This window comes from Photorhabdus africana, assembly GCF_035181445.1.
GTDB lineage: Bacteria > Pseudomonadota > Gammaproteobacteria > Enterobacterales > Enterobacteriaceae > Photorhabdus > Photorhabdus laumondii.
Genome location: NZ_JAXBVE010000096.1, coordinates 1 through 3,373 on the forward strand (window position 1 = coordinate 1; position 3,373 = coordinate 3,373).

Annotated in this window: 4 protein-coding genes; all 4 read left to right on the forward strand. The window is 41.8% G+C overall.

What is annotated here, in order from left to right; genetic code table 11:
• The first annotated feature begins 227 nt into the window (after window positions 1-227).
• Window positions 228-746: a DUF5625 family protein gene (locus SLS51_RS22680; RefSeq protein ID WP_323840763.1), complete on the forward strand. Its 519-nt coding sequence runs from the start codon at window positions 228-230 to the stop codon at window positions 744-746.
• Between the two features lie 150 nt (window positions 747-896).
• The gene (locus tag SLS51_RS22685; protein ID WP_323840764.1) at window positions 897-1,418 is read left to right on the forward strand and encodes a DUF5625 family protein; all 522 of its coding nucleotides are present in this window, start codon (window positions 897-899) and stop codon (window positions 1,416-1,418) included.
• 48 nt (window positions 1,419-1,466) lie between these two features.
• Window positions 1,467-1,988 carry a DUF5625 family protein gene (locus SLS51_RS22690; RefSeq protein WP_011145018.1) on the forward strand — a complete coding sequence of 174 codons (522 nt, stop codon included), beginning with the start codon at window positions 1,467-1,469 and terminating at the stop codon, window positions 1,986-1,988.
• A 50-nt stretch (window positions 1,989-2,038) separates the two neighbouring features.
• On the forward strand, window positions 2,039-3,373 hold a 1,335-nt coding region (locus SLS51_RS22695), incomplete at its 3' end, for an SPM autocatalytic domain-containing protein (RefSeq protein ID WP_500690694.1).

The window sequence follows — 3,373 nt, forward strand, 5'->3', positions numbered from 1 at the left end:
CCCACTGTCTCCGGGCATGTCGATCACGGCAGAAATAAAAACCGATCAACGTCGCGTGATCGATTACTTCTTGAGTCCATTACAGCAACATATAGATGAAAGTCTGAGAGAGCGGTAGGTTATGAGGGCAGCTCTGTGAACCCGGCTCGCCATACTCACCGTTTTCCGGGTTTGAGATAAGTGACCGTTAATGTTTTTCGCCGCCTTACTTTATTTGGAGTGATGAAATGAAAGAATTACGGGTACATGAAAGGTTTAAAAATTGGCGAAATATTATTGTTTTTATGAGCTGTACATTATTAATGGCTTGCTCTAAGCCCATTGATATATACAAACCGATTGACGTATCGAAGTCTGGTCAATCAGTCAAAATTGATTTTGAGATCAGCAAGGTTAGAGATTATCAGTTTGTTCTACTGTTTGCTGCTGGGGATGGTCATGATGAAATGGAAAGGCGATTTAAGTTGTTCGGGAATATTGGTAAGGATGGGGTTGTTATTCCCGTTTTGTTTCGTTTGGTTAAAGACGGTCAGGTTCTTTTTGACGGGGAAATAAAAACGCTGGGGACTGGCTGGGAGCACACCATTCATTATAAAAAGAGAAAGATAAATACGGCAGTGCGCGATATTGAAATATTTAAGTTACCCCTTGGACGTTACTCTGCGGTAATTACTACCCTGGAGGATGTGCCTGCTTTTAATGGCATTGAGAGTTTTGTACAGCTCACGCATTTTCCGAATGTTTAAAATAGTATCAGTATATACCACATAAATTTCAAGTTGCAGCTCGCAAGATGAAAGCTGCTTATTATTTCCCTGAGCTACGGAGAGATAATAAATGCATATTGAGGTATGACAAGTATAAACAAAGGAAATATCAAAATTTGGAGTGACGTAATGAACGTATTACAAGTACACGAAAAGTTCAAAAAATGGTACAAGATGATTATTTTTTTAAGTTGTGCCTGGTTGGCGGCTTGCTCTGAGCCCATTGATATATATAGGCCGATTGATGTGACGCAATCTGATCAATCAGTCAAGATTGATTTTGAAATCAGCAAGATTGGAGATTATCAGTTTGCCCTGATGTTTGCTACTGGACGTGGTCATGATGAAATGGACAGGAGATTTAAGTTGTACGGGGATATTAATCATGATGGGGTTGCCATTCCCGTTTCGCTTCGTCTGGTTAAAAACGGCGAGGTTTTTTTTGACGAGAAAATAAACGTAGGGGAATGCTGTTGGGGGAGAACCGTCTATTACAAAGCAAGAAGGATAAATACGGCAGTGCGCAATATTAAAATACTTGAGTTACCCCCCGGGCGTTATTCTGCTGTCATTACCACCTTGGAGGATGTCCCCGCTTTTAATGGCATTGAGAGTTTTGTCGAGCTCACTTATTTCAAGCCGAAGATTTAAACGGGTATTAATATAAACAAAGGAAATATAAAAATTTGGAGTGAAGAAATGAAAGTATTACAGGTACACGAAAGATTCAAAAACTGGCGCAACATTATTATTTTTATGAGCTGTGCCTTATTAATGGCCTGCTCTAAGCCCATTGATATATACAAACCGATTGACGTATCGAAGTCTGGTCAGTCAGTCAAAATTGATTTTGAAATCAGCAAGAAAGGAAATTATCAGTTTGCCTTGCTGTTTGATAAAGGGGATGACTATGAGGAAATGAAAAAGCGACTTGAATTGTTCGGGAATGTTGATAAGGACGGGGTAATAATCCCCGTTTCGCTTCATTTAGTTAAAGATAGCAAGATTTTTTTTGACAAGAAAATAAATGCAGGAGGACGTGGTTGGGGACAGTCTCTTGATTACGAAGGAAGAAGAATAAATATGGCTGTGCGAAACATTAAAATACTTGAGTTACCCCCTGGACGTTACTCTGCGGTAATTACCATCCTGGAGGATGTCCCTGTTTTTAATGACATCGAGAGTTTTGTCGAATTCTCCTATTTTAATCCAAAAATTTGACTTATTCAGAAAAAAACAAAGAGAAATAATCAGTAGAGGAAATAATAAGTATGGAAAAGAAATATACTGTAACCTATAAAGTTGCTCCGATGGGGGCTAAGTATGTTTATCAGGAAGATAAGAACGAACATAAAGCGGGAGACGTACACTCTTCAGCCGGCGGTCATATGTGGTATGTTTTGAATGACGGGAGCGGAAGTGAAATAAGTTACGGTTTTGAGTCAAGGTATGATGAACCGTGGGGAGAGGGGCGAGTAACGAATAATGATAATGCCGCCTATCAACAGACCTCTTACGAAACCACCGTAGAATTGACTGAATTTCAGTACAACAGGTTAAAAGCTTTTTCAGAAGGCCCATCGTTAGTTGGATTTGATGCTAAGCATTACAACGTGGCTAAAAACAGTTGCGTGGATTTCGTATTTGCATCATTAAAAGCCGTTGGCTATAACGAAAAAGGTTTCGAGGGAGAACTGTTCCCTAATCATAATCCTATGCATTTGCGTGATATGTTGCAAAATAATGGAAGTCGAATTATCCGTGACAACTTGAGTCGTTATATTCGTTATAGTGACTTTTATTATCTGGACGATGAAAGTGGTCGAGCGTGTTTATGGCTTAGGCCAGAGGATACGAAAATCACTCTACCGATGAAGCCATTGATTAACATCGATATCGTGTCCACGCCAAAACCTCTGCGGCATATTCAGGGCGAAAACAAAGCGCAGCAGGATGTTGCTAACGGGTTTATACAAAATTCCGCGACACACAAAATATCTGCCATCGGGGATATGCTCAATAAAACAGACTTCACTTCAACCCAAATGGCCAGCCTTGCCACCGGTGGTATTCGTCCCGGTGAAATGCAGCTTGACCCCAATGTCAAACCCAACAGCTATCTGTCAGAGTTTTACAAGCCTTTCTACCAACCCGGGGACACTAGCAAACTGGACTTCGGCCTGCGCAACGCTGTGACGTTGAACGGTTTGTCGGCGATGACAACGTTTAACACTTATGTTGACCCGCTGTTATTGGATCTGAGCGGCAATGGTGTGCACATGACTGACATTCGTGACGGCGTGTTGTTCGACATGGATAACAGTGGCACGCTTAAGCGCAGCGGCTGGGCGGATCGCAATACCGGGATATTGGTGATCGACGATGGTAGCGGTCAGATAAAAAATGCCAGCCAGATGTTCTCCGAATACTACGGTGGTAAGGCCGGAATAAACGGATCCGCTGGCGAAAAAAAATTCAATAATGGCTTCGGTGCCTTAGCCAGTGAAGATGCCAACAAAGACGGCGTGATTGATGAACGTGATCCGATCTGGGGTAAATTACGGGTCTGGGTTGATGGCACACACGATGCAAAAGTCGATGCGGGC

What these genes read in the sequence shown, in the direction of transcription:
- SLS51_RS22680 (WP_323840763.1), top strand. Translation starts at nt 228, where the DNA reads ATGAAAGAATTACGGGTACATGAAAGGTTTAAAAATTGGCGAAATATT.
- SLS51_RS22685 (WP_323840764.1), top strand. Translation starts at nt 897, where the DNA reads ATGAACGTATTACAAGTACACGAAAAGTTCAAAAAATGGTACAAGATG.
- SLS51_RS22690 (WP_011145018.1), top strand. Translation starts at nt 1,467, where the DNA reads ATGAAAGTATTACAGGTACACGAAAGATTCAAAAACTGGCGCAACATT.